Here is a 25,854-nt window from a genome sequence, read left to right as displayed (position 1 = left end):
CGATGCGGGTTCTGGTCGCGATGAGCGGCGGAGTGGATTCATCTGTCGCTGCCGCGCGGATGGTCGACGCCGGCCACGAGGTGGTCGGGGTGCACCTGGCGCTGTCTACGGCCCCCGGCACGCTGCGCACGGGGTCGCGCGGATGCTGCTCGAAGGAGGACGCCGGCGACGCCCGGCGGGTCGCCGACGTGCTCGGTATCCCGTTCTACGTCTGGGACTTCGCCGACCGCTTCAAAGAAGACGTCATCGACGACTTCGTCGACTCCTACGCCCGCGGTGAGACGCCCAACCCGTGCGTGCGCTGCAACGAGCGGATCAAGTTCTCCGCGTTGGCCTCTCGCGCTCTCGCGCTGGGCTTCGACGCGCTGGCCACGGGCCACTATGCGCGACTGTCGGAGGGCCGGTTGCGCCGCGCCGTGGATCCCGAGAAGGACCAGTCCTACGTGTTGGCCGTGCTGACCGCCGATCAGCTAGCGCACGCCATGTTCCCGATCGGTGACACAGCCAAGGCGCAGATCCGCCAGGAGGCCGCGCGACGGGGACTGGCTGTGGCAGAGAAGGCCGACAGCCACGACATCTGCTTCATCCCGTCGGGCGATACCCAGGCGTTTCTCGGTGCCCGGATCGGCGTGCGGCGCGGCAGCGTGGTCGACTCCAGCGGCGCGGTGCTCGCCGAGCACGACGGCGTGCACGGGTTCACCATCGGGCAGCGCAAGGGTCTCGGCATCGCGGGCCCCGGCCCCGACGGTCGGCCCAGGTACGTGACCGGAATCGACGCCGCCACCGCCACGGTGCAGGTCGGCGATGTGGCCGACCTCGACGTGCACACTCTCTACGGTGAGGCCCCGGTGTTCACCTCCGGGGTCGCCCCTCGAGGCCCGCTCGAGTGCGAGGTGCAGGTGCGCGCGCACGGCGGGATCACCGGCGCGGTCGCCGAATTACGCGACGGCGAACTCGTCGTCGAGCTGCGCAGCCCGCTGCGCGGCGTGGCGCCCGGGCAGACCGCGGTCTTGTACCGTCCCGACCCCGCCGGCGACGAGGTGCTCGGCAGCGCCACCATCCGGGCGGCGCACTAGCCCGGCACGTTGGCGAGGATGTTGGTCATCACGATGTCGGGCACTGAGTCCGGAAACGCGCAGAACGTGACCTCCACCAGCACCGCCGACTTGATCCGGTAGTCGCGGCCGCAGTCTCCGGGCCTGGTGTGCACCGAATCCGTGGTGCCGGCGAACTCGCCGACCAGCTGCCGGCCCGCCCGGCTCTGATCGCAGCCGCGTATGCGTTCGACCAGGCCGTCGAACGCGGCTCGCGCGGTCGGCACATCGCGATACCCGGCGGCGGCCTGGCTGATCACACCGCCGCGGCGGGGGCTCTGGTAGGTGGACTTCGTGAACTCCTCGATGTCGGGTCCGAAGACCTGCGTTTCGGCGAACACCCATTGGCATTGCTGCGGAACGGAATCGAGCATCAGATCGATGTCCACCGGTATCTTGCTCTGCATTCCGGGGATCGCGGTCAGGTTTTCGCCTGCCCCGGTGATGGCCTGCAACTCGGCTCGATCGAGCAGCACGGTGTCGACGTCGACCGGAGAGCGCGAGTCCTCGTCGATGGTGGGGGCGGTCCGCAGCGCGGTCCCTGAGACCGTCTGGGTGCACGCGGCAACCGGCACCGCCGCGAGCGCCACCGCCAACAGCGTGGACACGCAGAACCGGGCCGTCATGTCATGACACTAGCGGTGTCGATATCGTCGGGCGAGTGAGTGTTTTCGCGACCGCAACCGGCACGGGCTCCTGGCCGGGATCGGCGCCCCGGGAAGCCGCCGAGATCGTCGTGGGGGAGCTGCCCGGGCTGCCGCATCTGGTGGAGTTACCGGCCCGCGGGGTGGGGGCCGACCTGATCGGGCGCGCCGGCGCCCTGCTCGTCGACATCGCTCTGGACACGGTGCCCCGCGGATACCGGATCGCCACCGGACGCCGGGCCGCCACACGCCGGGCGGTCAGCCTGCTCGACGAAGACATCGATGCACTCGAAGAGGCCTGGGAGAAGGCGGGCATACGGGGGTCCGACCGAACGGTGAAGGTGCAGGCGCCCGGTCCGGTCACTCTGGCCGCGCATCTGGAACTGCCGAACGGGCACCGGGCCATCACCGATGTGGGAGCGGTGCGCGATCTGGCTGTGTCGCTCGCCGAGGGGGTGTCCGCCCATCGCGCACAGGTGTCGCGCCGACTGCAGACCCCGGTGGTCGTGCAGTTCGACGAGCCGTCACTGCCGGCTGCGATGGCCGGGAGACTGTCCGGGGTGACCAGTATGGCGCCCGTGCATCCCGTCGACGAGGCGATGGTGGGCGGTCTTCTCGATGACTGCGTCGCGGTCGTCGGCGGTGACGTGGCCCTGCACAGCTGTGCGGAGGGACTGTCGTGGCCGCTGCTGCAGCGCAGCAGCATCGCCGCAGTGTCGGTCGACATCGCCACCCTGACCCCAGCCGACCTGGACGGCATCGGCGAGTTCCTGGAGTCGGGGCGCACCGTGCTGCTGGGCGCGGTTCCGAGCATCCAGCCCACCACGCGATTGGGCACCGAGCATGTCGCGGCGTCAGTCGCGTCGGTGACCGACCGACTCGGTTTCGCTCGCGTGGTCTTGAAGGACCGCATCGGGGTGACCCCGGCGTGCGGCCTGGCCGCGGCGACGCCCGCCTGGGCGCGCGGCGCGATCGAGCTTTCCCAGCGGGTCGCCGACGCAATGGCCGAGGACCCGGAAGGTATTTGAGCCAACCCCTCAGAAGGGTGGTGGTTCGTAGGTGGCGGCGAGCCAGGCTTGGTGTTGGCGTTGGTGTTCGGCGTTGATGTCGAGGCGTTGGCGGCGTTCGTGGTGGATGCGGGCGCGGCGGTCCTGGTCGCGGGTGGTGCGGCGTGTGGGCATCATCATGCTGCGGTGGGGCGTTGCCGGTTCGGCGCCGGCGCCGGCGCAGGCGCAGGCGCCGGTGCTGGTGCTGGTGGTGCTCAGGGGTGCGGTGGGGCGGGCCAGGGTGGGGAACAGCAGTCCGCCGGCGGCTTCGGTGGTGTAGGTGTGCCCGGTGGGGGCGGTGAACACGATGGTGCCGTCGGGGCGCTGCTGATCGGTCCAGCCCAGCGGGCCGGTGTAGAACGTTTTGAGCAAATGATGGGCCCGGCAGTAGTGCTTGAGCCCGGAGGGGTGGGTGAGCCCGACCGGCCAGGGTTGGGTGTGGTCGAGGTCGCAACGGGCCACCGGGGCGTCACAGCCGGGCCAGCGGCAGGTCAGATCGCGCCAGCGCAAGAAATCGGTCAGCGGCGCCGAGGCGCGATAGCCGGGCTCTGGGGCCGGGCCGGGCAGCCGCACCGGGGTGAGTTTCGCGCCGCGGGCGGCGCTGCGCACCGCCTCGGCGGGCTGGACCCCGAACCCGGGTAGATAGCCCGGAGCGGTGCCGCTGCCGGTGATGGTGGTCTGCTCGGCCAGCAGATGGATCACGACCTGGGCCGCGCCGTCGCGCACGGCGCGGTTGGGGCACTGCGCATCGGGGCATTGGCAGGCCAGGCTGGTTTCCCAGCGTCCGATCGCCCCGCAGGCATCAGCGCGGCGTTGGGCGGTGGTGCGCGGGTCCTCGTCGCACACGGTGGCCGCGATCGCGGTGATGCGGGCCTGCAGCGCGGCGGCGTCCATCGCGTGCAGCGCGCCCCCGATCAGCGCCATGCCCGCCGCGGTGGGGTGGGGGTCGATGTCGAGGTAGCGCTGATCCCGAACTGCGGGCGGCACACGTTCACCGGCGGGGTCGACCGTGGCCACCCATTTGTCGATACGGTCACGTAACGCATTCTCCGAGAACCGGTTCCAGCGGCCCACCCGCTCGGCCAGCGCCTCATCGAGACGGCCGATCACCTCGTCGTCGACGTTGTCGGTGCGGGCAATGATGATCCGCAACGCCCGGTAGTCGATGTCCCCGGCGGCGAACACCTCCGCGACCCGGGGCAGGCGTTCGAACAGCGAGACCGCCATGCGCACCTGCACCCCGGCGCGGGCGCGGCTGATGTTCTGGGCGGCCGAGACCTCCGCGGCCACCGCGTCGAAGATATCGCTGGCCCAGTGCTGGCGGCCTTCGTAGTCGCGGCAGCGCTGGGCATACAACCCGGCCACCGCTTTCAACCGCGCCGCGATCGCCGCCGACTCCGCGCGCACCGCCGAGGCCATCGCCTCGATACACCCCGCCGCCCCGGACTCGAACATGTGTTCTAGTCTAGATCCGGGGGGTGACAAGTCAGCGCGAGCGGAGATCCTTTCGCAGAATCTTGCCCGACGCCGACTTCGGCACCGCGTCGATGAACTCGACCTTGCGGACCTTCTTGTAGGGCGCAACGTGTTCGGCGACGAACGCCATCACGTCATCCGCGGTCAACTCAGAGTCGGACTGCTTGACGACGAACGCCTTCGGTACCTCCTCGCCTTCGTCGTCGAGTGCGCCGACCACCGCGGCGTCGGCGATATCGGGGTGGCTCAACAGCACGGCCTCCAGTTCAGCCGGCGGCACCTGGTAGCCCTTGTACTTGATGAGCTCCTTGAGTCGGTCGACGATGTAGACGCATCCGTGGGCGTCCACCTGGGCCAGGTCCCCGGTGTGCAGCCAGCCGTCGTCGTCGATGGTCGCCTTGGTGGCCTCGTCGTTGTTCAGATACCCGGCCATGACGTTGGGGCCCTTGAACCAGAGCTCGCCCGTCTCACTCAAACCCTCTTCGGGAACGGGGATTTCGCGCCCCGTCTCGGGGTCGACGATCTTGGACGCAGCATTGGAAACCGTCCAGCCGACCGAACTGAGCGGTGCCTCGACACGCATGTCGTGCTCGCCGTAGTCGAATGGGGTGATGTGGCTGACCGGGCTGAGCTCGCTCATGCCGTATCCCTGTACGACCGTGCACCGCAACCGCTCGGCGACCGCATGTCCGAGGTCGGCGTCCAACGGTGCCGCCCCCGACATGACCACGTTCAGCGAGGACAGGTCGTAGTCGTCGATCAACGGATGCTTGGCCAGCGCGACCGCCACCGGAGGTGCGATGAACGCGACGGTGCACCGGTGTTCGGCGATGTTGCCGAGGAATTCGCCTAGGTCGAAACTCGGCATGATGACGAGGCGGGCGCGCGCGTGCAGTGCCGCATTGAGCAGCACGGTCATGCCGTAGATGTGGAAGAAGGGCAGGACGGCCAGCACCACGTCGTCACTCGTCATGCCGTGCAGCGGCCGGATCTGGGCGACGTTGGCGACCAGGTTGCGGTGGGTGAGCATGACACCCTTGGGATTGCCGGTCGTGCCCGAGCTGTAGGGCAGCACCGCCAGGTGCGCCGACGGAGCGAAGCTGACGTCCGGCGCGGCGGCTCCCGCCGCGAGCAGGTCCTCGGCGTTGGGGTGGCCGTCGGTGTCGCGGCCCGCACCATCGAGAACCACCACGTTCTCCGCAGGCAGGCCCGCCGCGGCCGCCCCCTCCCGGGCTTGTTCGCGCAGCGGGCTCACGGTCACCAACATGGTGGCCTTGGAGTCGGTCAGCTGCTTGGCGATGTCCTTGGCCGTGAACAGCGCATTGATGGTGGTTGCTGTCGCGCCGGCACGCAGGATGCCGTGGAAGGCGACCGCGAACGCCGAGCTGTTCGGAGCGAGCAGTCCGACCACATCGCCGACGCCGAGGCCGCGGGCGGCCAATCCGCCGGCGAAGGATTCGATACGGGCGACCATCTCGCGGTATGAGGTCTGTCTGCCGGACTTCGCGTCGATCAGGGCGACACGGTCGGCGTCGTGGTCGTGGAGGTCGTCGAAGAGATAGTCGTAGACACTCGCGGTGGGGATGTCGACTTCGGGGAAAGGGCTGGAGAAACTCATGGCAGCTCCGATCGAAGCATGTCCGACCGCCGAATGGGTCAACGTTGGTCGAGCTGCTTGATTGTTTTCTTCGGCGCGACCATCCGGAAGGACGCGTCGATCAGCTCGGTGACCTCGGCCCAGTCGACCGGTGCGGCCTCGAAATCCAGGCCGAGCCAGCCGAACGGTCCCATGTAGGCGGGGAAGAAGAACCGGCTGTCCTGCTCCAGTGCCCGCCGTTCGCTGTCGTCGACCTTGACCAGCACACAATGCGGGTACCGGGTGTGCTCAGCGCCGGCGGCGCTTTTCGCCGAACCTCCGTACACCGCGAACATCTTGGGGGCGCAGAACACCGGCCTACCGTGGGAGATCTTCTCGAACGTCTCGGGAAATCCGAGCGCGATCCGCCGGACCTCGGCCAGGCCCATGTCGTCGTCGCGGAACATGATCGGGTGCGGCATGGGGTCAGGTTATGCGCGCGGTCCGACGGCCGGGGCGGACCGCCGTGTCGGCGGCCTTCGATAACCTGCCAGAGTGAGTCCCAAGGCGAGTCAGGATCCCGAGGCCGCGCTGGCCGAGCAGGCCGACGGCGCTGTCGACGCCGTCGACGCCGACCTGCGTCGGCAGTGGCAGGAGCTCGCCGAGGAAGTGCGAGGCCACCAGTTCCGCTATTACGTACGCGACGCGCCGATCATCTCCGACGCCGAGTTCGACACGTTGCTGCGGGAGCTCGAGGCGCTCGAGAACGCCCACCCGCAGTTGCGGACCCCCGATTCGCCCACCCAGCTCGTCGGCGGTGCGGGGTTCTCCACCGACTTCACCTCCGCCGACCATCTCGAGCGGATGCTGAGTCTGGACAACGTCTTCACCCCCGACGAGCTCGGCGCGTGGGCCGCCCGCATCAGAAGTGAGATCGGCGACGGCGCGCACTACCTGTGCGAGCTGAAGATCGACGGCGTGGCGCTGGCGCTGGTCTACCGCGACGGACGATTGGTCCGCGCGGCGACCCGCGGCGACGGCCGCACCGGCGAGGATGTCACCCTCAACGCCCGCACCATCGACGACGTGCCTGAGAAGCTCACCGGCACCGAGGAATTCCCGGTTCCGAAGGTGCTCGAGGTCCGCGGCGAGGTGTTCTTCCGGGTGGCCGATTTCGAGGAACTCAACGCAGGACTGGTCGCCGAGGGCAAGCCGCCGTTTGCGAACCCGCGCAACAGTGCCGCGGGCTCGTTGCGGCAGAAGAACCCGGCGGTCACGGCGCGGCGCAAGCTACGCATGATCTGCCACGGACTCGGTCACGTGGAAGGTCCTGCGGGCTTGACGTTTGCCACACTCCACGACGCCTACCGGGCGCTGGGGCAGTGGGGTCTGCCTGTCTCGGCCCACACCGCACAGGTCCAAGGACTGGAAGCGGTGACAGAACGCATCGCCTACTGGGGTGAACACCGCCACGACGTCGATCACGAGATCGACGGTGTGGTGGTCAAGGTCGACGAGGTCGCGCTGCAGCGCCGGCTCGGATCGACCTCGCGCGCTCCGCGCTGGGCGGTCGCCTACAAATACCCACCCGAAGAGGCGACCACCAAACTCCTCGACATCCGCGTCAACGTCGGGCGGACCGGCCGGGTCACGCCGTTCGCCTACATGGAACCGGTCAAGGTGGCCGGGTCGACGGTCGGGCTGGCCACGCTGCACAACGCCTCGGAGGTCAAGCGCAAGGGTGTGCTCATCGGCGACACCGTGGTGATCCGCAAGGCCGGCGACGTCATCCCCGAGGTGCTCGGCCCGGTCGTGGACCTGCGTGACGGGTCCGAGCACGAGTTCGTCATGCCCACCCACTGTCCCGAGTGCGGAACCGAACTCGCTCCCGCCAAGGAGGGTGACGCCGACATTCGCTGCCCGAACTCGCGCTCGTGCCCGGCGCAGTTGCGGGAGAGGGTGTTTCACGTCGCCGGGCGTGGCGCATTCGATATCGAGGGCCTGGGTTACGAGGCTGCGACCGCTCTGTTGCAGGCCGGCGTCATCGCCGACGAAGGTGACCTGTTCGGCCTCACCGCAGACGACCTGCTGCGCACAGAGCTGTTCACCACGAAGGCCGGCGAAGTGTCGGCCAACGGCAAGCGCCTGTTGGCCAATCTCGGCCAGGCGAAGGCGCAGCCGTTGTGGCGGGTGTTGGTGGCGCTGTCGATCCGCCATGTCGGGCCGACCGCGGCTCGTGCGCTGGCTACCGAATTCGGCAGTCTCGAGGCCATCGAGTCCGCCTCCGAGGAGCAGTTGGCTGCCACCGAGGGCGTGGGCCCGACCATCGCGGCGGCGGTGATCGACTGGTTCACCGTGGACTGGCACCGCGCAATCGTCGAGAAGTGGCGCGCGGCCGGCGTGCGGATGGCCGACGAGCGTGACGCCAGCATCGAGCGCACGCTGGAAGGATTGACCGTGGTGGTGACGGGGTCGCTGACCGGGTTCTCCCGCGACGGCGCCAAGGAAGCGATCATCACCCGGGGCGGGAAGGCGTCCGGGTCGGTGTCGAAGAAGACCGACTACGTCGTCGCCGGGGATTCGCCGGGATCCAAGTACGACAAGGCGATCGAGCTCGGGGTGCCGGTGCTCGACGAAGACGGCTTCAGCCGCTTGCTTCAGGAGGGCCCGGAGGGGGTCTAGCTGCCCGTCCGCTCGCCGCAGCTGACCCCGTGACTGCCGCGACTGACCCCGGGAACGTGGCCGCCTAGCCGGTGATCGTCGCGACGATACCGGCGAGGTATCCCAGCCGCGCCACCTCGCTGGGCCGGAATTCGGGACCACCGGGGCGACCGAGCACCAGGGCGGTGGCCGATCCCCCCAGCGGTGCGGCGGCCAAGGTGGTGTCCATGTCTCGCCACACCTGCGGCACCCAGTCCGCGGTCGCGTCCAGCGCCTGGGCCCGGTGGATCGGCAGCCACGGCGTTTCTGCGGCCACCGTCTCCGGGGCGCCGGAGCTGCCCACCACCCGTTGAGGGCCCGCGTCGGTCAGCCTGGTCACCGTGCACCAGCCGACGCGCAGCACCTTGGGCGCCTGGTCGACGAGCACCTGCAACTGCTTGACCGTGCCGTCGGCAGCGGCGACGTGGTCGATCAGTTCCAGCTCGCGGTGGGCCTCGAGTAGCCCGGTGTGCGGCCGGATGCTGTCGACGTAGACCCCTTTGATCTTCTCGGCGGCCGTGATGAGCATGTCCGGCATGGCTCCGGGCGGAAGCTCGACGACGAGATCGTCGACCGCGTAGCCCGCGGCCCGCTCGACCACGTCGAGCGAGAGGATGTCGGCACCCGCGGAGCCCAAGGCCACGGCCAAGGAGCCGAGGCTGCCGGGCCTGTCCTCCAGCTGGACCCGTAGCAGATACGAAGGCACGCGCAACACTGTGTCACGGACTGCCTGGCGCAGGCGACTCGGACGACGGCCCCGCGGAGGCGTTGAACTAGGCTTCGTGGTCGTGTCCCAGATCTCCCGAGACGAGGTTGCGCACCTGGCGCGACTGGCCCGACTCGCCTTGACCGACGGCGAGTTGGACAGTTTCGCCGGCCAACTCGACGCCATCCTCGGCCATGTCAGCCAGATCCAGGCCGTCGACGTCACCGGCGTCGAGGCCACCGACAACCCCCTCAAGGACGTCAACGTCTTCCGGCCCGATGTGCCGGCGCCCTGCCTCACCCAGGACCAGGCGCTCGCTGAGGCGCCCAACGCGGTCGACGGGCGTTTTGCCGTGCCCCGGATCCTCGGAGAAGCAGAGTGAGCGACCTGACCCGGCTCGACGCCGCAACGCTCGGCGCGAAGATCGCCGCCAAAGAGGTGTCCTCGACCGAGGTGACCCAGGCCTGCCTGGACCAGATCGCCGCCACCGACGGCGCCTACCACGCGTTCCTGCACGTCGGCGGTGACCAGGCGCTGGCCGCCGCGGCCGCCGTCGACGCTCAAATCGCTGCCGGCGAGAGCCCGGCCTCGCCGCTGGCCGGGGTGCCGCTGGCCCTCAAGGACGTCTTCACCACCACCGACATGCCCACCACCTGCGGGTCGAAGATCCTCGAAGGCTGGATGTCGCCCTACGACGCCACGGTGACCGAGCGGCTGCGCCAGGCCGGCATCCCGATCCTCGGCAAGACCAACATGGACGAGTTCGCCATGGGCAGCTCGACCGAGAACTCCGCGTACGGGCCGACCCGCAACCCGTGGGACACCGAGCGGGTGCCCGGCGGCTCGGGCGGTGGCAGCGCGGCAGCCCTGGCGGCGTTCCAGGCGCCGCTGGCCATCGGCTCCGACACCGGCGGGTCGATCCGCCAACCCGCAGCGCTGACCGCGACCGTCGGCGTGAAACCCACCTACGGCACCGTGTCGCGGTACGGGCTGATCGCGTGCGCATCCTCCCTGGACCAGGGCGGACCGTGCGCGCGCACGGTGCTCGACACCGCGCTGCTGCACGCTGTGGTCGCCGGGCACGATCCGCGCGATTCCACCTCGGTCGACGCCGCCGTCCCCGACGTCGTCGGGGCAGCCAAAGCCGGCGCCAACGGTGACCTCAAAGGCCTGCGCGTCGGCGTGGTCAAACAGTTGCGCAGCGGTGAGGGCTATCAGCCGGGCGTGCTGAACGCGTTCAACGACGCGGTCGACAAGCTCACGGCGCTCGGCGCCGAGGTCAGCGAGGTGGACTGCCCGCACTTCGACTACTCGCTGCCCGCCTACTACCTGATCCTGCCCTCGGAGGTGTCGTCGAACCTGGCCAAGTTCGACGGCATGCGCTACGGCCTGCGCGTCGGCGACGACGGAAGTCACAGCGCCGAGGAAGTGATGGCCCTGACCCGCGCCGCCGGCTTCGGGCCGGAGGTCAAGCGGCGCATCATGATCGGCGCCTACGCGCTGTCGGCGGGTTACTACGACGCCTATTACAACCAGGCGCAGAAGGTGCGCACCCTCATCGCGCGCGACCTGGACCAGGCCTACCGCAGCGTCGACGTGCTGGTCTCACCGGCGACGCCGAGCACGGCGTTCCGCCTCGGCGAGAAGGTCGACGATCCGCTGTCGATGTACCTGTTCGACCTGTGCACATTGCCGCTCAACCTCGCCGGACACTGCGGAATGTCGGTGCCCGCGGGACTCTCCCCGGACGATCAACTGCCGGTGGGACTGCAGATCATGGCGCCGGCGTTGGCCGACGACCGGCTCTACCGTGTCGGCGCCGCGTTCGAGGTTGTCCGCGGTCCGCTGCCGACGGCGGTCTGAAAGGGCAAGATAGGTCGGCGAGGAGCCGAACAGATCATGCGCACGCGAGGAGCGAGATAGATCATGCGGATCGGAGTGCTGACCGGAGGCGGGGACTGCCCGGGGCTCAACGCGGTCATCCGGGCGGTCGTGCGCACCTGCGACGCCCGCTACGGCTCGTCGGTGGTGGGTTTCCAGGACGGGTGGCGCGGGCTGTTGGAGAACCGCCGCATCCAGCTGCACAACGACGACCGCAACGATCGACTGTTGGCCAAGGGCGGCACGATGCTCGGGACCGCCCGCACCAACCCAGACCGGCTCCGTGCCGGGCTCGACGAGATCAAACAGACGCTCGACGACAACGGCATCGACGTGCTGATCCCGATCGGCGGCGAGGGCACTCTGACCGCGGCGAGCTGGCTGTCCGAGGAGGGCGTGCCCGTCGTCGGAGTGCCCAAGACCATCGACAACGACATCGACTGCACCGATGTCACGTTCGGCCATGACACGGCGCTGAACATCGCCACCGAGGCCATCGACCGACTGCACAGCACCGCCGAGTCGCATCAGCGGGTCATGCTCGTCGAGGTGATGGGCCGTCACGCGGGCTGGATCGCGCTCAACGCCGGGCTGGCCGCCGGTGCGCACATGACGTTGATCCCCGAGCAGCCGTTCGACGTCGAAGAGGTGTGCCGCCTGGTCAAGGCGCGTTTCGTGCGCGGTGACTCGCATTTCATCTGCGTCGTCGCCGAAGGCGCCAAGCCTGCGGAGGGCTCGATGCAGCTGCTGCAGGGCGGCATCGACGAGTTCGGCCACGAGCGTTTCACCGGGGTGGCCCAGCAGCTGGCCGTGGAGGTGGAGAAGCGCATCAAGAAAGAGGTGCGTACCACCGTGCTCGGCCACGTGCAGCGCGGCGGCACGCCGACACCGCACGACCGGGTCCTGGCCACCCGCTTCGGCGTCAACGCCGCCGACGCCGCCCATGCCGGCGAGTACGGGATGATGGTGTCGCTGCGTGGCCAGGACATCGGCCGCGTGCCGCTGGCCGACGCGGTCCGCCAACTCAAACTGGTTCCGCAAAGCCGCTACGAGGACGCGGCGGCGTTCTTCGGCTGACGAAGGCGGCGGGAGACGCCCGCACTAGGATCAGGGGCATGTCTGTCGCCACCGCCGAGCTGCTGGATTACGCCGAGGTCATCGCCCGCTACGAGCCGGTCCTCGGTCTCGAGGTGCACGTCGAGCTGTCCACCGAGACCAAGATGTTCTGCAGCTGCGCCAACCGCTTCGGTGGCGAGCCCAACACCCAGGTGTGCCCGGTCTGCCTGGGTATGCCCGGGTCGCTACCCGTGCTCAACCAGGTCGCCGTCGAGTCCGCGATCCGCATCGGCCTGGCGCTCAATTGCGAGATCGTGCCGTGGTGCCGCTTCGCCCGGAAGAACTATTTCTATCCGGACATGCCGAAGAACTACCAGATCTCCCAGTACGACGAACCGATCGCCATCAACGGCCACCTCGAGGTGCCGCTGGACGACGGCAGCACCTGGCGCGTGGAGATCGAGCGGGCACACATGGAAGAGGACACCGGCAAGCTGACCCACCTGGGCAGCGAGACGGGACGTATCGCCGGAGCCACCACGTCGCTGATCGACTACAACCGCGCCGGGGTCCCGCTGATCGAGATCGTCACCAAGCCCATCGAAGGCGCGGGGGAGCGGGCCCCGGAGATCGCCCGCGCGTACGTGACCGCATTGCGAGATCTGTTGCGCGGCTTGGGTGTTTCCGATGTCCGGATGGATCAGGGCTCGATGCGGTGCGATTCGAACGTTTCGCTCAAACCGATCGGGCAGGCCGAGTTCGGTACCCGCACCGAAACCAAGAACGTCAACTCGCTCAAGAGCGTCGAAGTCGCCGTGCGCTACGAGATGCGCAGGCAGGCAGCGGTTCTGGAATCAGGTGGCACGATCCTGCAGGAGACTCGGCACTTTCACGAGGACGGCTATACCTCGCCCGGTCGCAGCAAGGAGACCGCGCAGGACTACCGGTACTTCCCCGAACCGGATCTGGAGCCGGTGGCTCCCAGCGCCGAGCTCGTCGAGCGGCTGCGTGCCACCATCCCCGAGCTTCCGTGGCTGTCGCGCAAGCGGATTCAGCAGGACTGGGGTGTTTCCGACGAGGTGATGCGCGACCTGGTCAACATCGGCGCGCTCGATCTGATCGCCGCGACGGTCGAGCACGGCGCGTCCAGCGATCAGGCTCGCGCCTGGTGGGGCAACTTCCTAGTGCAGAAAGCCAACGAATCCGGAGTCGAACTCGACGCCCTGCCGATCACGCCGGCCCAGGTGGCCGCCGTGGTCAAGCTCGTCGACGAGGGCAAGCTGTCCAACAAGCTGGCCCGCCAGGTCGTCGAGGGCGTGCTGGCCGGTGAGGGCGAGCCCGAGCAGGTCATGAACGACCGCGGCCTGGCCGTGGTGCGCGACGACTCGCTGATCCAGGCCGCTGTCGATGAGGCGCTGGCCGCCAACCCCGATGTCGTGGAGAAGATCCGTGGCGGCAAGGTCCAGGCGGCAGGAGCCATCGTCGGAGCGGTGATGAAAGCCACCAAGGGCCAGGCCGACGCCGCGCGCGTGCGTGAGCTCGTCATGGCCGCCTGCAGCTAGCGGTTCGGTGAAAACACGCCCCCAGGACCTGGTCTTCCGCATTCTGGCGCACCCGCTGCGGCTGCTGTCGCTGCGTTCGATCGTCATCCTGGCCCAGCTGGGGGTGATCACCCTGGTGCTGACGCTGGGGGTGTGGGTGTGGGTCGGGGTCACCAATGACCAGCTCGACCAGCTCGACCGGCGTCTCGATTCGTTGTCCAGTTTCGGCGACGTGAACACGCTGCTGCGCAGCGTGCAGGACGGGACCGGGCCCGAGCCCACCGAGAACGGCCTGGTGCGCACCGCCAGGTTGGGAGACGCCACGATCTCGGTCCCCGCTGACGTCGTGTTGCCCGAGCTGCCCGCCGGCTACGCCGACGCCAGCATCGACGGCGTCGAATACCGGGTTCGGACGTTGACCACAGGCAACGCCTCCATCGCGCTCGGCGCACCGTTGGCCGAGACGCAGGCCCGGATCGACTCGCTGCACTGGCGGGTGTTCTGGATCTGCGCCGGGGTGATCCTGAGCACACTGCTGGTCGGCTGGGTGATCTCGCTGATCATGGTCAACCCGTTCCGACTGCTGGCCCAGCAGGCCCGTGCCATCAATGCCCAGTCCAACCCCGACGAGGTGCAGGTGCGCGGGGTGTGGGAAGCGGTCGAGATCTCCGAAGCGGTCGAGGGCATGCTGGCGCGGATCGGTGACGAACAGCAGCGCACCCGCGCAGCGCTGGAGTCGGCGCGCGACTTCGCCGCCGTGGCCTCCCACGAGCTGCGAACGCCGTTGACGGCGATGCGGACCAATCTGGAGGTGCTGCTGACCCTGGATCTGGCGCCCGAGCAGCGCAAAGAGGTGATCACCGACGTCATGCGCACCCAGTCCCGCATCGAGGCGACCCTGGGGGCGCTGGAGCGGCTGGCGCAGGGGGAGCTGACCACCGTCGACGACTTCGTGCCGGTCGATGTGGCCGAACTGCTCGACCGCGCCGCCCACGATGCCATGCACAACTATCCCGGGCTGGATGTGTCGCTGGCCTCCTCGACGTCGGTGTTGATGCTCGGCATGCCCGCCGGTCTACGGCTGGTCATCGACAATGCGATCGCCAACGCCGTCAAACACGGCGGCGCCACCCAGGTCAGGCTCAGCGTGGTGTCGTCGTCGGAAGGTGTCGAGATCGCCGTCGACGACAACGGTGCCGGTGTGCCCGAGCAGGAGCGGGCGACGGTTTTCGAGCGCTTCCACCGCGGCACCACCGCTTCGCGATCCGGGTCGGGCCTGGGGCTGGCGCTGGTGGCGCAGCAGGCCGAGATCCACGGCGGCACCGCGGCGCTGGAGGTCAGTCCGCTGGGGGGCGCCCGGCTGATGCTGAGGCTGCCCGGTCACGGTCCGCAGTAGCGGAGCGTCTCGATCAGGTCTTCTCGTCGTTGGTCCGCGGGAACCCGCCGCCCTGCGGGAACAACGGGAACACCACGTCGTCGAGTCGCTCGGCGTCACCGGCGGTCTTGTTGACCGTGGCGCCCCAGATGTTGCCGTCGGGGGACACCTGCAGCGCCCACGCGTGACCGTGCTGGTCCTGGCGCACGACTTCGGGCTCGCCGGTCACCGCGCCGGTGTCGGGGGACAGCCGCACGGCGACGGTCTGCTTGGTGTCGACGAGATTGACCAGGATGGTGCCGTCCAGCGCCGCGCAGCCGGCCACACCCGGCCGGTCCGGCCAGGTCCAGACCTCCGAAACCACCGAGTTCTTGGTGATGCGCTGCAACCGGTCGCCGCCGGCGGTTCTGTCGGTGATGTACAGCGACTGATCGGCCGGGTCGATGCAGGTCCCGCCCGCCGCGCCCAGACCCGACAGTGCGGTCGTGGTGGGCGCCTGGTCGACGGTCGTGGGCTGCTCGATGCGCAGCAGCTTGCCCGCCATCGAGGCGGGATCTGCGGCCAGCGCGGGGTTGCCGGCGTCGCCGGTCTGCACCATCAGCGTCGTGGGGCTGGAGAAGATCAACGAACCCCGATTGCCGGTGGTGCCCTTGGGGATGCCGGTCAGGATCGGCTTGGGGATGTCGCCGTCGGCGATCCGGATCACCCGGTTGTCGGTGGGGGTGGTGATGTAGGCGTACATCAGCCGGTCCTGCGAATAGGTGGGTGACAGCACGATGTCCATCAGGCCACCGTCACCGGTCGGATCCACGGGAATCACGGTCTTGACGGTGGGTTCGGCGCGCACCGACACCTGCTTGACTGCTCCGGTCATACGCTCGCCCACCAGGGCGGACTGACTGTCGGGCAGCATGATCAGCCCGCTGGTGCTCTCCAGGCACCCCTGCATGACGCCGGGGGCCGGGCACTCCTTCGGGAACGGCTTGGCGGGCAGCGGCGGCGGAGGTGTCGGTGTGGTGGTGGGCCCCGGTGCCAGCTCGGGCTCGGTGGTGAACGGCTGCGACTGGGCGGAATCGAACCTGGCGCAACCGGCGACGGCCAGAAGTCCCGCGCACATCAAGGCGCACACCGCGGTAGCGGCTGTGCGTGCCGACCGGCGCTTTGTCATGCTGGCCAGGTTACGGATCGTGCGGCGGTGCGCGCCACGCGCTACCCGTCCATCCTGCGCCAACAGGTGCGAAGGCGCGCCGGGCTAATTCCCGAGCAGCGGCTCAGCAGCACTTACCCTGGCTGTTGTGACGAGTCCCCATGACCCCAGCGCCTGGCAGCGGCCCGACGACTCGGGCCGGCCTGCCTCGGCACGGCTGGTGGACCCCGAGGACGACCTGCATTCGCCGAACTTCGGCGGCGACACCGAGACGACGGCGATCCCGCGGTACGACACCCCGAAGGCGACCACCGACCAGACGCCGTTCGGGCTGATGAACGACCCGGAGCCGCTGCCCTACGTGCAGCCGTCCGCCGGGCTGGCCCCCGGCGCCTACGGCTCGACCGCGACACCGACCGAGGTCGAGCCGGCCGACCCGGCTCGTTCTGACCGGCGCGGCACCCAGAATCTCGGATTGTTGCTGCTGCGGGTGGCGGTCGGGGCGCTGTTCATCGGTCACGGTCTGCAGAACCTGTTCGGCTGGTGGGGTGGCTCCGGGGTGGGCGGGTTCCGCGACTACCTCGCCGACCTGGGCTTCCGCTACGCCGACATCCTGGCCTATGTCGCCGCCGGCGGTCAGGTCGCTGCCGGTGTGCTGCTGGTTGTCGGCCTGTTCACCCCGGTCGCGGCGGCCGGGGCGCTCGCCTACCTGGTGACCGGCATGCTGGCCGAGGTCGCGGAGGCGCACGACGACGCTCGGCTGTCGGCGTTTCTCACCGACGGCCATCAGTACGAGGTGATTCTGCTGTGCGCTGTCGCGGCGATCATCCTGATCGGGCCGGGCCGGTACGGCCTCGACGCCGGGCGGGGCTGGGCGCGCCGCCCGTTCATCGGTTCGTTCGCGGCACTGGTGCTCGGAATCGGCGCCGGGGTGGCGATCTGGGTGCTTCTCAACGGCACGAACCCCTTGGCGTGACCCACGCCGTGGCTTGATTGGCGTGACCCACGCCGTGCCTCATTGGCGTGACCCACGCCGCGGCTTGATTGGCGTGACCCACGCCGCGGCTTGATTGGCGTGACCCACGCCGTGGCTCACGAGTAGGGGTTGGGGACCCGCCCGTCGCTGGCAGCGGTGAGCAGCGGCAGCGTCGCGAAGGTCACCGCCGGCAACGGCACCTCTGTGCCGTCGTGCAGACGGGCCAACGCCCACGCCCGGCGGCCGAACCGCAGCCCGGCGATGTCGTCCCAGCGGACGGCCCGGCTGCTGAGCAACGTTCGGGCGGTGACGCCGTCGCGGTCGGCGGAGGTGCGGTAGCGCACGATGGCCACCGACGCGAAGACCGGGATGAGCAGCAGCAACGCCCACCAGGGCGGTCCGGCCAACACGATCGACAACATCGCGAACGCGAGTATCAACACCGCGATGTGTGCCATCGGCGAGATCTTGATGACGACCGGCGTCGACTCTGGCGCCGAACCAGACGCCGAGGGGGTGTCCATGGCGCCATCATCCCATCGGGGCGGGCCGCCCCGGCACGCCGGGCGAATTTGACCTTTCGCCAGTTCGGAAGCTACCGTCGTGGCTTATGTGGACCACCCCGGGACTGGTAGTAATTGGGTTGCGCGTTGATGCCGCGCTGGCCCTCACCCGGGTATAGCCACCACAGCATCGACGCGCAACCCTCGTTCAGCCGCCGGGCTGACGGGGGTTTTTTCTTGCCCGATTGACAACAGACACAAGAGACCGAGGACATCGTGAGCGCACCCACCACGCGAGCACCCGAACAGTCGGAGATGCCGGCCAACGGCGGTCACCTCCCCACCGGCGCGAAGGCCACCCCTGCGCAGCCGAAACGGATTGCCCCGCAGCAGATGACCGGAGCCCAGGCGGTGATCCGCTCGCTCGAGGAGCTCGACGTCGACGTCGTCTTCGGTATCCCCGGCGGCGCGGTGCTGCCGGTCTACGACCCGCTGTTCGACTCCGACAAACTGCGTCACGTGCTGGTGCGCCACGAGCAGGGTGGCGGTCACGCCGCCAGCGGGTACGCCCACGCCACCGGCCGGGTCGGGGTCTGTATGGCGACCTCGGGTCCCGGGGCCACGAACCTGGTGACACCGCTGGCCGACGCCTACATGGATTCGATCCCGGTGGTCGCGATCACCGGACAGGTCGGGCGCGCTCTGATCGGCACCGACGCGTTCCAGGAAGCCGACATCTCCGGGATCACGATGCCGATCACCAAGCACAACTTCCTGGTGCGCAACGGAGATGACATCGCCCGCGTCATCGCCGAGGCGTTCCACATCGCCGCCAGTGGACGTCCCGGACCCGTTCTCGTCGACATCCCCAAGGACGTGCTGCAGGGTCAGTGCACGTTCGCCTGGCCGCCGCAGTTCGAGCTGCCCGGTTACAAGCCCAACACCAAACCGCACAACCGTCAGATCCGCGAGGCGGCCAAGCTGATCGCCGAGGCGCGCAAGCCGGTGCTCTACGTCGGTGGCGGCGTCATCCGCGGTGAGGCGACCGACCAGCTGCTCGACCTGGCCGAGCTGACCGGTATCCCGGTGGTGACCACCCTGATGGCCCGGGGCGCGTTCCCGGACAGCCACCCGCAGCACATGGGCATGCCCGGCATGCACGGCACCGTCTCAGCGGTGGCGGCCCTGCAACGCAGTGACCTGCTGATCGCGCTGGGCACCCGGTTCGACGACCGGGTCACCGGAAAGCTGGATTCGTTCGCGCCCGAGGCGAAAGTCATCCACGCCGACATCGACCCCGCCGAGATCGGCAAGAACCGGCACGCCGACGTGCCGATCGTGGGCGACGTCAAGGCCGTCATCACCGACCTGATCGAGGCGCTGCGCCGCGACGGCACGCTGGGCACCCTGAAGACCGACAACTGGTGGGAGTACCTGCGCAACGTGCAGTCGACCTACCCGTTGAGCTACGGCCCGCAGAGCGACGGCAGCTTGTCACCGGAGTTCGTCATCGAGTCGCTGGGCAAGATCGCCGGACCTGACGCGGTGTACGTCGCCGGGGTGGGCCAGCACCAGATGTGGGCCGCGCAGTTCATCTCCTATGAGAAGCCGAAGACGTGGCTGAACTCGGGCGGCCTGGGAACCATGGGTTACGCGGTGCCCGCGGCGATGGGTGCGAAGATGGGCTGCCCGGACACCGAGGTGTGGGCCATCGACGGGGACGGCTGCTTCCAGATGACCAACCAGGAGCTGGCCACCTGTGCGATCGAGGGTGTCCCCATCAAGGTGGCCCTGATCAACAACGGCAACCTGGGCATGGTCCGGCAGTGGCAGACATTGTTCTACGAGGAGCGGTACAGCCAAACGGATCTGGCCACGCATTCGCGGCGCATCCCCGATTTCGTCAAGCTCGCCGAAGCGCTGGGTTGTGTGGGTCTGCGCTGCGAGCGCGCCGAGGACGTGGCCGAGGTGATCGCTCAGGCCCGCGCGATCACCGACCGCCCGGTGGTGATCGACTTCATCGTCGGCGCGGACGCCCAGGTGTGGCCGATGGTGGCCGCCGGCACCAGCAACGACGAGATTCAGGCGGCGCGTGGCATCCGGCCACTGTTCGACGACCCGGAAGAGGGACACGCATGACGACCACCGCACGCCGCACGCATACGCTGTCGGTGCTTGTCGAAGACAAGCCCGGTGTCCTGGCCCGGGTCGCGTCGTTGTTCTCCCGGCGCGGCTACAACATCCAGTCACTGGCCGTCGGAGCGACCGAACAGAAAGACCTGTCCCGCATGACGATCGTGGTCGACGTGGAGGATTCTCCGCTCGAGCAGATCACCAAACAGCTCAACAAACTGGTCAACGTCATCAAGATCGTCGAGCAGGAGGACGCCAACTCGGTGTCCCGTGAGCTTGCGTTGATCAAGGTCCGCGCCGACGCCGCCAGCCGCGGTCAGGTGATCGAGGCGGTGAACCTGTTCCGCGCCAAGGTCGTCGACGTCTCCAACGAGTCGCTGACGGTGGAGGCGACCGGTACTCAGGAGAAGATCGAGGCGCTGCTGCGCGTGCTCGAGCCCTACGGGATCCGCGAGATCGTCCAGTCCGGCGTGGTTTCGCTGGCGCGCGGCCCCCGCGGTATCTCCACCAAATAGGACCAAGACCCAAGACCCGCAACAGTCAAGACAAGAAGGAAGATTCACGAATATGGCAGTTGAGATGTTCTATGACGACGACGCGGACCTGTCGATCATCCAGGGCCGCAAGGTCGGCGTCATCGGCTATGGCAGCCAGGGCCACGCCCACTCGCTGAGCCTGCGCGACTCGGGTGTGCAGGTGAAGGTGGGCCTGAAAGAGGGCTCGAAGTCCCGCGAGAAGGTCACCGAGCAGGGCCTGGAGGTCGACACCCCGGCGGAGGTCGCCAAGTGGGCCGACGTGATCATGCTGCTGGCGCCCGACACCGCTCAGGCCGAGATCTTCTCCAGCGACATCGAGCCCAACCTCGAGGACGGCAACGCGCTGTTCTTCGGCCACGGCCTGAACATCCACTTCGGTCTGATCAAGCCGCCGGCGAACGTGACCATCGGCATGGTCGCCCCGAAGGGCCCCGGGCACCTGGTGCGCCGTCAGTTCGTCGACGGCAAGGGCGTGCCCTGCCTGGTCGCCGTCGAGCAGGACCCCAAAGGTGAGGGTCTGGCGCTGGCGCTGTCGTATGCCAAGGCCATCGGTGGTGCGCGGGCCGGCGTCATCAAGACGACGTTCAAGGACGAAACCGAAACCGACCTGTTCGGTGAGCAGGCCGTGCTGTGCGGCGGCACCGAGGAACTCGTCAAGACCGGCTTCGAGGTCATGGTCGAGGCGGGTTACGCCCCCGAGCTCGCCTACTTCGAGGTGCTGCACGAGCTGAAGCTGATCGTCGACCTGATGTACGAGGGCGGCATTGCCCGGATGAACTACTCGGTGTCCGACACCGCGGAGTTCGGCGGGTACCTGTCGGGTCCCCGGGTGATCGACGCCGACACCAAGAAGCGGATGCGCCAGATCCTGTCCGACATCCAGGACGGCACCTTCGTCAAGCGTCTGGTCGCCAACGTCGAGGGTGGCAACAAGGAGCTCGAGGCGCTGCGCAAGCAGAACGCCGAGCACCCGATCGAGGTCACCGGCAAGAAATTGCGCGACCTGATGAGCTGGGTCGACCGGCCCATCACCGAAACCGCCTGATTTTCGCCTACGAGAATTCCCGGTCGTCGATCCGATGAGGATCACGACCGGGATTTCTCTTTCGCGGTGCCGGTGCCGCGGTCGGTACTCTCGGTGGACATGACGGGCGCACAGACGCCGGGTGAGCGGCTCCTCGCCCGCGCGGGCGGATTCCGCGGGCTGGTGTACACATCGCTTCCGGTGGTCACTTTCGCCGCCGCCAACGCGCTCGCCGGGCTGGGCCCCGCCCTGATCGCGGCGCTGGGCGCGGCGGCGGTGGTGCTGGTTTGGCAACTGCTGCAGCGCGAATCGGCCCGACCGGCGCTGCTGGGATTCGCTGGCGTCGCGGTGGGCGCGGCCTTCGCCTTGGTCACCGGCCGAGCCAAGGACTTCTACCTTCCGGGAATCTGGATGTATCTGGCCCTGGCCGTCGTGTTCACCGGCTCGGTACTGGTCGGGCGCCCCGTGGTCGGCGTGGTGTGGGCGTGGATCACCGGCCGTGACGACAGCTGGCGTCGGGTCCGGCGCGTGCGGTTGGCCTTCGATCTGGTGACGCTGGGCATGGCGGCCATCTCGGCCACCCGGTTCGCGGTGCAATACCACCTCTACACGACCGACCAGGAGGGGATGCTCGCCGTGGCGCGCATCGCGATGGGCTGGCCGGTGCTGCTGGTGACCTCGCCGGTGCTCTATTTCGTCATTCGCTCGGCGATGAGGGCGATGCCGCGCACCGGCGACGGAACCTAGGAGAGTCGTTCGGCGACCGCCACCACTCTGCGGGCCAGGTGGTCGAGCGCGTCCAGCGTGGCGTCGTCGAGTTCGTTGCGGTTTTCCGGTCCGGTGACATGGCCGACGCCGTACGGGTTTCCGTCGGCGAACTTCACGCCGTCCGTGTAACCGGGCGGTACGAGGATGCCCCCGAAATGCATCAGCGAGACATAGAGGGTGACCAGCGTGGTCTCCTGCCCTCCGTGCGCGGTTTGCGACGAGGTGAACGCCGCGTACACCTTGTCGGCCAGCTGGCCCTTGGCCCAGAGCCCGCCCAACGAGTCGATGAACGCCCGAAACTGAGAGGCGGCGTTGCCGAACCGCGTCGGTGTGCCGAAGATCACCGCGTCGGCCCACACGATGTCGTCACCGCTGGCGGCAGGAAGGTCCTTGGTCGCTTCGTAATTGGCTGTCCACGCGGAGTTCGACGCGAACGACTCCGGGTCGCGGGTCTCGGCGATGTGGCGCAGCCGCACCTCGGCCCCGGCGGTCTCCGCGGTCGCGGCCACCCGGTTGGCCATCGCGGTGCCGTGACCGGTCGCGGAGTAGTAGATGACTGCCAATTTGGTCATGGCTGCGAGCCTACCCAGCCAGCGAGGGCAGGTCGCGGATGCCGAATTCCTTGCGCAGCACGGTGCGCGCAGCGTAGTAACCCGCCATGCCGTGCACACCGCCACCCGGTGGCGTCGCCGACGAACACAGGTAGGCCCCGGGGATCGGCGTCGACCACGGATTCCACCGCACCGCAGGCCCGGTCAGCGCGCTGAGCATGTTGTTGCCGCCGACCCCGATGTCGCCGCCCACCAGGTTGGCGTTGTGGTCGGACAGCCGAGCGGCAGGCACGCTGCGGACCCCGACGACCAGATCCCGGAAGCCGGGTGCGAACCGTTCGAACACACCGCTGACGGTCTCGGCCATGTCGACCGTCGACCCGGCGGGGACGTGCGCGTAGGCCCACAGCGGTCGCCGGCCCTGCGCATCGACCCGGCCGGGATCGGTCAGATGGGGCAGCGCGGCGAGCACCATCGGCCACTCGGCGTGGCGTCCTGCGGCGATCTCGCGTTCGGCCAGCGCCATCGTGGCTCGGTCGCCGCCCAGATGAAGAGTCGGAGCGTCGGCCAGACGTGGATCGCGCCATGGGATCTCACCGGAGAGCACGAAATCGACCTTGGCCACCCCGGGGCCGTACTTGTAGCGCAACAGTGTCCTGGCATAGCGCGGGGGCAACCGGTCTCCGTAGATGCGCAGCAAGGCGGTGGGTGCGGTGTCGTAGAGCACCACCCCCGGTGGTGGACCGGTCACCTCCTCACCGAGGACCAGTTCGCCACCGTGCGCACGGAGGTCGGTCAGGAGGGCGTCGGGAATCGCCTGCGAGCCGCCCACCGGAATAGGCCACCCGACCGCGTGCGCCAACGTGGCGAGCATCAATCCCGCGCCGGCCGACACCAACGACGGCATCTGCGAAATCGTGTGGGCCGCAACCCCGGTGAACAGTGCGCGGGCATCCTCCCCACGCAGACTGCGCCAGGCGGGACTGCCCTGGGCCAGCAGGCGCGGGGCGACGCGCGCCGCCGCCGGGATGCTCGGGGGAATCGAGCGCTTGTCGCCGAGTAGCAGTCCCACCACGCCATCGCAGTCGGCGGCCAGCGGTCCGAGCAGGCTGCGCCACGACGCCCCCTCGTCCAGTTCGGCGCAGGTGCGGTCGATGTCGCGGTACCCGATCGCCGCCGGCCGGCCGGGCAGGGGATTGCCGTAGGACACCTCCGGTGAGGTGAGGGTGACGCCGCGGGAGCGCAGATCGAAGGCCGAGAAGAACGGCGACGCGAGGGCCAGCGGATGCACCGCCGAACAGATGTCGTGGCTCACCCCGCTGAACTCCGGGTCGGGCAGGGTCCGGGCCCCGCCCCCCGCGGTGGACTGCGCCTCGATCACGCGCACCGACAGACCGGCCCTGGCGCAGATCACCGCGGCGGCCAACCCGTTGGGGCCACTGCCGACGACGGTGACATCGACGCTCGAATCATTCCCGCCCACCACCCGGTTATAGCAGCCCGTTAGGCTGAAGCCTCGTGAGTCTGCCTGTGGTACTGATAGCCGACAAGCTGGCCGCCTCGACCGTGGAAGCCCTGGGTGACCAGGTGGATGTCCGCTGGGTCGACGGCCCCGACCGGGAGAAGCTCCTCGCCGCGGTGGTGGACGCCGACGCCCTGCTGGTGCGCTCGGCCACCACCGTCGACGCCGAGGTGTTGGCCGCCGCCCCACGGCTGAAGATCGTCGCCCGCGCCGGCGTCGGTCTCGACAACGTCGACGTCGAGGCGGCGACCGCGCGTGGTGTGCTGGTCGTGAACGCCCCGACCTCCAACATCCACAGCGCGGCCGAGCACGCCGTGGCGCTGATGCTGGCCGCCGCCCGGCAGATCCCCGCCGCCGACGCCACCTTGCGGGAACACACCTGGAAGCGGTCGTCGTTCTCGGGTACCGAGATCTTCGGCAAGACGGTCGGCGTGGTGGGCCTGGGCCGGATCGGTCAGCTGGTGGCCCAGCGGTTGGCGGCATTCGGGGCGCACATCGTCGCCTACGACCCCTACGTGTCGCACGCGCTCGCCGCGCAGCTGGGCATCGAGTTGCTCACGCTCGACGACCTGCTCGGTCGCGCCGACTTCATCTCGGTGCACCTGCCCAAGACCAAGGAGACGGCGGGTCTGATCGGCAAGGAGGCGCTGGGCAAGACCAAACCCGGCGCGATCATCGTCAACGCCGCCCGGGGTGGACTGATCGACGAGCAGGCGCTGGCCGAGGCCATCACCAGCGGACACGTCCGCGGGGCCGGCCTGGATGTCTTCGCCACCGAACCGTGCACCGACAGCCCGCTGTTCGAACTGCCGCAGGTCGTGGTGACGCCGCACCTGGGTGCATCGACCGCCGAGGCACAGGATCGCGCGGGCACCGACGTCGCCGCCAGTGTCAAGCTGGCCCTGGCCGGGGAGTTCGTGCCCGACGCGGTCAACGTCGGCGGCGGCGCCGTCGGTGAGGAGGTCGCGCCGTGGCTCGACCTGGTGCGCAAGCTGGGTCTGCTGGCCGGGGTGCTCTCGCCCGAACTGCCCGTGTCGCTGGCGGTCAATGTCTGCGGTGAGCTGGCCGCGGGCGGACCCGGTGAGGTCGAGGTGCTGCGGCTGTCTGCGCTGCGCGGGCTGTTCTCGGCGGTGATCGAGGACCCGGTCACGTTCGTCAACGCGCCGGCGTTGGCCGCCGAGCGGGGCGTCGAGGCCTCGATCTCCACCCAGTCGGAAAGCCCCAACCACCGCAGCGTGGTCGACGTGCGGGCGGTGGGCGCCGACGGCGTGACGGTCAACGTCGCCGGCGCGCTGTCGGGTCCCCAGATGGTGGAGAAGGTCGTCCAGATCAACGGACGCAACTTGGACCTGCGCGCCGAGGGCGTCAATCTGATCATCAACTACGACGACCAGCCGGGTGCGCTGGGCAAGATCGGCACGCTGCTCGGCGGCGCCGGCGCCAACATCCTCGCCGCACAGTTGAGTCAGGACGCCGACGGGGAGGGCGCCACGGTCATGCTGCGCCTGGATCGCCCGGTGCCCGCCGACGTGCTCGCCGCGATCGGTCGCGACGTGGCCGCGGTGACGCTGGAAGTGGTGGATCTGTCATGACCGCAGC

Annotated in this window: 23 protein-coding genes; 14 read left to right on the top strand and 9 right to left on the bottom strand. The window is 68.9% G+C overall.

Features of this window, described 5'->3' with window-relative positions; all coding sequences use genetic code 11:
* Nucleotides 1–2: 2 nt before the first annotated feature.
* Complete coding sequence (mnmA, locus tag ACEWX3_RS19095; RefSeq protein WP_207066305.1) at nt 3–1,076, top strand: tRNA 2-thiouridine(34) synthase MnmA; 1,074 nt, start codon at nt 3–5, stop codon at nt 1,074–1,076.
* On the opposite strand, the gene ACEWX3_RS19090 is transcribed toward mnmA, so the two are convergent.
* The gene (locus tag ACEWX3_RS19090) at nt 1,073–1,720 is read right to left on the bottom strand and encodes a sensor domain-containing protein (protein WP_374157338.1); all 648 of its coding nucleotides are present in this window, start codon (nt 1,718–1,720) and stop codon (nt 1,073–1,075) included. The two genes, mnmA and ACEWX3_RS19090, sit on opposite strands and share 4 nt — an antisense overlap.
* 35 nt (nt 1,721–1,755) lie before the next feature.
* Between ACEWX3_RS19090 and ACEWX3_RS19085 the strand changes: the two genes are divergently transcribed.
* Nucleotides 1,756–2,766: a methionine synthase gene (locus ACEWX3_RS19085; RefSeq protein ID WP_374157337.1), complete on the top strand. Its 1,011-nt coding sequence runs from the start codon at nt 1,756–1,758 to the stop codon at nt 2,764–2,766.
* Between the two features lie 9 nt (nt 2,767–2,775).
* Here ACEWX3_RS19085 and ACEWX3_RS19080 read toward each other — a convergent pair whose 3' ends face one another.
* The 3 genes from ACEWX3_RS19080 to ACEWX3_RS19070 are packed head-to-tail and all read right to left on the bottom strand — an operon-like array spanning nt 2,776 to nt 6,318.
* Complete coding sequence (locus ACEWX3_RS19080; RefSeq protein WP_374157336.1) at nt 2,776–4,239, bottom strand: 13E12 repeat family protein; 1,464 nt, start codon at nt 4,237–4,239, stop codon at nt 2,776–2,778.
* A 31-nt stretch (nt 4,240–4,270) separates the two neighbouring features.
* A complete protein-coding gene (locus ACEWX3_RS19075) occupies nt 4,271–5,878 on the bottom strand; it encodes a 4-coumarate--CoA ligase family protein (protein ID WP_374157335.1) in 1,608 nt (535 codons plus the stop codon).
* Nucleotides 5,879–5,916: 38 nt separating this feature from the next.
* Complete coding sequence (locus ACEWX3_RS19070) at nt 5,917–6,318, bottom strand: MmcQ/YjbR family DNA-binding protein (RefSeq protein ID WP_374157334.1); 402 nt, start codon at nt 6,316–6,318, stop codon at nt 5,917–5,919.
* Between the two features lie 154 nt (nt 6,319–6,472).
* On the opposite strand from ACEWX3_RS19070, the gene ligA reads away from it, so the two are divergent.
* Nucleotides 6,473–8,518 carry an NAD-dependent DNA ligase LigA gene (gene ligA / locus ACEWX3_RS19065; RefSeq protein WP_374159899.1) on the top strand — a complete coding sequence of 682 codons (2,046 nt, stop codon included), beginning with the start codon at nt 6,473–6,475 and terminating at the stop codon, nt 8,516–8,518.
* A 64-nt stretch (nt 8,519–8,582) separates the two neighbouring features.
* On the opposite strand, the gene ACEWX3_RS19060 is transcribed toward ligA, so the two are convergent.
* The gene (locus ACEWX3_RS19060; protein WP_374157333.1) at nt 8,583–9,242 is read right to left on the bottom strand and encodes an amino acid-binding protein; all 660 of its coding nucleotides are present in this window, start codon (nt 9,240–9,242) and stop codon (nt 8,583–8,585) included.
* Nucleotides 9,243–9,324: 82 nt separating this feature from the next.
* Here ACEWX3_RS19060 and gatC point away from each other — a divergent pair, with 82 nt between their 5' ends.
* The 5 genes from gatC to ACEWX3_RS19035 all read left to right on the top strand — a co-directional run bounded on the left by gatC (nt 9,325) and on the right by ACEWX3_RS19035 (nt 15,116).
* Nucleotides 9,325–9,624 carry an Asp-tRNA(Asn)/Glu-tRNA(Gln) amidotransferase subunit GatC gene (gatC, locus tag ACEWX3_RS19055; protein ID WP_207067442.1) on the top strand — a complete coding sequence of 100 codons (300 nt, stop codon included), beginning with the start codon at nt 9,325–9,327 and terminating at the stop codon, nt 9,622–9,624.
* Nucleotides 9,621–11,105 carry an Asp-tRNA(Asn)/Glu-tRNA(Gln) amidotransferase subunit GatA gene (gatA, locus tag ACEWX3_RS19050; protein WP_374157332.1) on the top strand — a complete coding sequence of 495 codons (1,485 nt, stop codon included), beginning with the start codon at nt 9,621–9,623 and terminating at the stop codon, nt 11,103–11,105. The genes gatC and gatA overlap by 4 nt, the downstream gene beginning before the upstream one ends.
* 63 nt (nt 11,106–11,168) lie before the next feature.
* On the top strand, nt 11,169–12,200 hold the full coding sequence (locus tag ACEWX3_RS19045) for an ATP-dependent 6-phosphofructokinase (RefSeq protein ID WP_152516565.1): 1,032 nt from the start codon (nt 11,169–11,171) through the stop codon (nt 12,198–12,200).
* Nucleotides 12,197–13,741: an Asp-tRNA(Asn)/Glu-tRNA(Gln) amidotransferase subunit GatB gene (gene gatB / locus ACEWX3_RS19040; RefSeq protein ID WP_374159898.1), complete on the top strand. Its 1,545-nt coding sequence runs from the start codon at nt 12,197–12,199 to the stop codon at nt 13,739–13,741. The genes ACEWX3_RS19045 and gatB overlap by 4 nt, the downstream gene beginning before the upstream one ends.
* 7 nt (nt 13,742–13,748) lie before the next feature.
* Nucleotides 13,749–15,116 carry a sensor histidine kinase KdpD gene (locus tag ACEWX3_RS19035; RefSeq protein WP_221360875.1) on the top strand — a complete coding sequence of 456 codons (1,368 nt, stop codon included), beginning with the start codon at nt 13,749–13,751 and terminating at the stop codon, nt 15,114–15,116.
* A 13-nt stretch (nt 15,117–15,129) separates the two neighbouring features.
* On the opposite strand, the gene ACEWX3_RS19030 is transcribed toward ACEWX3_RS19035, so the two are convergent.
* Nucleotides 15,130–16,263: a PQQ-dependent sugar dehydrogenase gene (locus ACEWX3_RS19030; RefSeq protein ID WP_373889076.1), complete on the bottom strand. Its 1,134-nt coding sequence runs from the start codon at nt 16,261–16,263 to the stop codon at nt 15,130–15,132.
* Nucleotides 16,264–16,390: 127 nt separating this feature from the next.
* On the opposite strand from ACEWX3_RS19030, the gene ACEWX3_RS19025 reads away from it, so the two are divergent.
* Nucleotides 16,391–17,218: a DoxX family protein gene (locus ACEWX3_RS19025; RefSeq protein WP_374157331.1), complete on the top strand. Its 828-nt coding sequence runs from the start codon at nt 16,391–16,393 to the stop codon at nt 17,216–17,218.
* A gap of 116 nt (nt 17,219–17,334) precedes the next feature.
* Here the strand turns inward: ACEWX3_RS19025 and ACEWX3_RS19020 are convergent, their stop codons facing one another.
* The gene (locus tag ACEWX3_RS19020) at nt 17,335–17,742 is read right to left on the bottom strand and encodes a PH domain-containing protein (RefSeq protein WP_207067446.1); all 408 of its coding nucleotides are present in this window, start codon (nt 17,740–17,742) and stop codon (nt 17,335–17,337) included.
* 294 nt (nt 17,743–18,036) lie between these two features.
* Here ACEWX3_RS19020 and ACEWX3_RS19015 point away from each other — a divergent pair, with 294 nt between their 5' ends.
* From ACEWX3_RS19015 to ACEWX3_RS19000, 4 genes are all read left to right on the top strand, one after another.
* Nucleotides 18,037–19,860, top strand: a complete 1,824-nt coding sequence (locus ACEWX3_RS19015; RefSeq protein ID WP_286183244.1) for an acetolactate synthase large subunit — start codon at nt 18,037–18,039, stop codon at nt 19,858–19,860.
* Nucleotides 19,857–20,369, top strand: a complete 513-nt coding sequence (gene ilvN / locus ACEWX3_RS19010) for an acetolactate synthase small subunit (RefSeq protein ID WP_152516571.1) — start codon at nt 19,857–19,859, stop codon at nt 20,367–20,369. The genes ACEWX3_RS19015 and ilvN overlap by 4 nt, the downstream gene beginning before the upstream one ends.
* Before the next feature lie 64 nt (nt 20,370–20,433).
* Nucleotides 20,434–21,435 (top strand): ketol-acid reductoisomerase, encoded by a 1,002-nt coding sequence (gene ilvC, locus ACEWX3_RS19005; protein ID WP_207067560.1) that lies wholly within the window; start codon nt 20,434–20,436, stop codon nt 21,433–21,435.
* Between the two features lie 99 nt (nt 21,436–21,534).
* Complete coding sequence (locus ACEWX3_RS19000) at nt 21,535–22,161, top strand: DUF3159 domain-containing protein (RefSeq protein WP_283605254.1); 627 nt, start codon at nt 21,535–21,537, stop codon at nt 22,159–22,161.
* On the opposite strand, the gene wrbA is transcribed toward ACEWX3_RS19000, so the two are convergent.
* Both wrbA and ACEWX3_RS18990 read right to left on the bottom strand, forming a co-directional pair.
* Entirely contained in the window at nt 22,158–22,754 is a 597-nt protein-coding gene (wrbA, locus tag ACEWX3_RS18995; protein WP_374157330.1) for an NAD(P)H:quinone oxidoreductase, read from the bottom strand. The genes ACEWX3_RS19000 and wrbA overlap by 4 nt on opposite strands.
* Before the next feature lie 10 nt (nt 22,755–22,764).
* Nucleotides 22,765–24,216: a phytoene desaturase family protein gene (locus ACEWX3_RS18990; RefSeq protein WP_374157329.1), complete on the bottom strand. Its 1,452-nt coding sequence runs from the start codon at nt 24,214–24,216 to the stop codon at nt 22,765–22,767.
* A 35-nt stretch (nt 24,217–24,251) separates the two neighbouring features.
* On the opposite strand from ACEWX3_RS18990, the gene serA reads away from it, so the two are divergent.
* Nucleotides 24,252–25,847 carry a phosphoglycerate dehydrogenase gene (serA, locus tag ACEWX3_RS18985; RefSeq protein WP_207067452.1) on the top strand — a complete coding sequence of 532 codons (1,596 nt, stop codon included), beginning with the start codon at nt 24,252–24,254 and terminating at the stop codon, nt 25,845–25,847.
* Nucleotides 25,848–25,854: the final 7 nt, after the last annotated feature.

It is taken from the genome of Mycobacterium sp. G7A2 (assembly GCF_041902445.1).
Classification (GTDB): domain Bacteria; phylum Actinomycetota; class Actinomycetes; order Mycobacteriales; family Mycobacteriaceae; genus Mycobacterium.
The sequence above is the reverse complement of the archived record's forward strand: the minus strand, read 5'-3'. Positions and strand labels throughout refer to the sequence as shown.

Bases quoted from the DNA above. Each gene is read 5' to 3' on its own strand.
- mnmA (WP_207066305.1), top strand. From the start codon at position 3: ATGCGGGTTCTGGTCGCGATGAGCGGCGGAGTGGATTCATCTGTCGCT.
- ACEWX3_RS19090 (WP_374157338.1), bottom strand. From the start codon at position 1,720: ATGACGGCCCGGTTCTGCGTGTCCACGCTGTTGGCGGTGGCGCTCGCG.
- ACEWX3_RS19080 (WP_374157336.1), bottom strand. From the start codon at position 4,239: ATGTTCGAGTCCGGGGCGGCGGGGTGTATCGAGGCGATGGCCTCGGCG.
- ACEWX3_RS19075 (WP_374157335.1), bottom strand. From the start codon at position 5,878: ATGAGTTTCTCCAGCCCTTTCCCCGAAGTCGACATCCCCACCGCGAGT.
- ACEWX3_RS19070 (WP_374157334.1), bottom strand. From the start codon at position 6,318: ATGCCGCACCCGATCATGTTCCGCGACGACGACATGGGCCTGGCCGAG.
- ACEWX3_RS19045 (WP_152516565.1), top strand. From the start codon at position 11,169: ATGCGGATCGGAGTGCTGACCGGAGGCGGGGACTGCCCGGGGCTCAAC.
- ACEWX3_RS19030 (WP_373889076.1), bottom strand. From the start codon at position 16,263: ATGACAAAGCGCCGGTCGGCACGCACAGCCGCTACCGCGGTGTGCGCC.
- ACEWX3_RS19020 (WP_207067446.1), bottom strand. From the start codon at position 17,742: ATGGACACCCCCTCGGCGTCTGGTTCGGCGCCAGAGTCGACGCCGGTC.
- ACEWX3_RS19015 (WP_286183244.1), top strand. From the start codon at position 18,037: ATGCCGGCCAACGGCGGTCACCTCCCCACCGGCGCGAAGGCCACCCCT.
- ilvN (WP_152516571.1), top strand. From the start codon at position 19,857: ATGACGACCACCGCACGCCGCACGCATACGCTGTCGGTGCTTGTCGAA.
- ilvC (WP_207067560.1), top strand. From the start codon at position 20,434: ATGTTCTATGACGACGACGCGGACCTGTCGATCATCCAGGGCCGCAAG.
- ACEWX3_RS19000 (WP_283605254.1), top strand. From the start codon at position 21,535: ATGACGGGCGCACAGACGCCGGGTGAGCGGCTCCTCGCCCGCGCGGGC.
- wrbA (WP_374157330.1), bottom strand. From the start codon at position 22,754: ATGACCAAATTGGCAGTCATCTACTACTCCGCGACCGGTCACGGCACC.